This is a genomic window from Nonomuraea sp. NPDC001684 (genome assembly GCF_053596515.1).
Genome location: NZ_JBSFGJ010000803.1, coordinates 1 through 2134 on the forward strand (window position 1 = coordinate 1; position 2134 = coordinate 2134).

Annotated in this window: 2 protein-coding genes; one reads left to right on the top strand and one right to left on the bottom strand. The window is 73.9% G+C overall.

The genetic code is table 11. The features are described from left to right. The coding region (locus ACWCSD_RS51945; protein WP_449927197.1) for a hypothetical protein at positions 1-656 on the top strand (656 nt) is incomplete at its 5' end. Here the strand turns inward: ACWCSD_RS51945 and ACWCSD_RS51950 are convergent. After that, positions 643-2076, bottom strand: coding sequence for a multicopper oxidase family protein (locus ACWCSD_RS51950; RefSeq protein ID WP_449927200.1), 1434 nt, complete (start codon positions 2074-2076; stop codon positions 643-645). The genes ACWCSD_RS51945 and ACWCSD_RS51950 overlap by 14 nt on opposite strands. Positions 2077-2134 lie beyond the last annotated feature (58 nt).

A 2134-nucleotide genomic window follows, 5' to 3' on the forward strand; every position in this document is an offset into this window, starting at 1 on the left:
CCGCGCTGGCCCGGCAGTCCCTGTTCGCCGCGCTGGGGGTGCTGCTGGCGCTGGCGGCCGTCCGCTTCGGGACGCGTACCGCCGCGCGGCCGCACCGGCGGCGGGCCGACGGGACGGTCCGGCCCGCCCGCTGGGCCAGGGCGGCGACCTGGACGGCGGCCGTCCTGCCGATGCTGGGCTTCTCGGTGCCGCACCTGCTGTGGGGGCTGGGCCTGCCGCTGGGCGTGGCGGAGGGCTCCCGCGCGGGCCTGGCCGGGCTGGGCGGCTCGGCGGTGTTCTGGGTGCTGCTCGTCGCCGGGCCGGTGGCCGGGGGCCTGCTCACCCTGGGACTGATCGCCCGATGGGGACAGATCGTCCCGCGCTGGGTGCCCCTGGTGGGAGGACGGCGGGTGCCGCGCGCGCTCGCGGCGGTCCCGGCGGCGGCCGTGGGCATGCTGGTCGGCCAGTACGGCGCGATGATGACGAGCTGCCTCGCGTTCGGCGTCACCCGCGGGTGCGCGCCCGGCGGCGGCGCCGAGGTCCTGGACGGGAGCTGGGGATTCGCCGGGACCTACCCGGTCTTCCTGCTCTGGGGGACCTCGCTGCTGGCCGCCGTCGCCGGTTACCTGCACACGACCGCGCGGGCGCCGGTCAGCGGCTCATTCAGTGGCTCATGACGTGCCGGCGCTTCGGGGGCCTGCCGTAGCCGAGCAGGCCCATCATGCCCTGCTCCTGGTGGTAGAGGTTGTGGCAGTGGAACATCCACTCGCCGGGGTTGTCGGCGTGCACGTCGATGCTGATCCGCTTGTACGGCATGACGTTCACGGTGTCCTTCCGCGGCCCGCCGCGCTCGGTGGTCCGGACCTGGAAGGTGTGGCCGTGCAGGTGCATCGGGTGCCACATGTGCGTGTCGTTGTGCATGACGATCCTGATCGTCTCGCCTCGGTCGACCCGCAGGCGCAGCGGGTCGTCGCCGAGGTGCCCGTTCATGGGCCACTCGCTGCCGGAGGTGCCCTGACGCCAGCCGAGCGTGACGGTGACCGTCCTGGACGGCGGGCGCAGCTGGTCACGGCGGCGCGCCTGGAGGTCCTGGTAGGCGAGCTGCCGCCGCTGGAGCTCCGGCACGGCGCCGTCCGGTGACGGCGTGCGGGCGCTGGGCGAGGTGCGCACCACCGCGAACGCCCGCCCGGCCTTGCCCTCCGCCATCGCCATCAGCGGGAACGCCCCCGCGTCGAGCGTGACGACGAAGTCGTAGCGCTCCCCCATGCCGATCACGACCGTGTCCACGGTGACCGGCTTGACCGGGAAACCGTCGGTGTGGGTGATGGTCAGGCGGTGGCCGCCGAGCGCCACCCGGAAGGCGGTGTCGGCGGCCGCGTTGATCACCCGGAACCTGGCGCGCACGCGGGGACGGCTCATGAAGATGGTGGGCTCGTCGGCGGTACGGCCGTTGACCAGGTAGTACGGGTAGCGCGCGTGCCCGGACGTGCCGCCGAGGACGTGGCTGCTCAGGGTGTCGTCGTGCGGGGTGGTGTTCAGCGCGCGCAGCGTGTCGTCGGGCGTGCCGTTGACGCCGTCCTGCCAGTCGTCGAGGACGACCGTGAACTCCTGGTCGTACCCGAGCGGCTCGTACGGGTCTTCCACGATCAGCGGGCCGTACAGGCCGCGGTCGCTCTGCATGCCCACGTGGGAGTGGTAGAAGTAGGTGCCCGGGTCGGGGACGGTGAACACGTAGTCGAACGTCCCGCCGGGCCGGGTCGGCCGCTGCGAGAGGCCGGGCGCGCCGTCCATGTCGGCGGCGATCCTGATGCCGTGCCAGTGCACGGTGGTCGGCGCGGGCAGGTCGTTGACGAGCCTGGCCCGTACGGTGCCGCCGGCCGTGGCCCGGATGGTCGGGCCGGGCAGCAGGCCGTCGTAGGCCCAGGTGGACACCGTCCGTCCGCCGAGGGACACGGTGGCGGGCGCGGCCCGCAGCACCCTCCCGCCGGCCGTCTCGGCGGCCCTCCCCGCCGACGGCCCCGCGGACGCTCCGGCGGCGGCCGACGGAACGGCGCCCAGGGCGGCGAACATGCCGCTGACGAACAACCTGCGGGACACGGTCCCACGCGAATCAGTCACTACGGATCCCCCTCATCCATCTCGCAAAATAACGGAG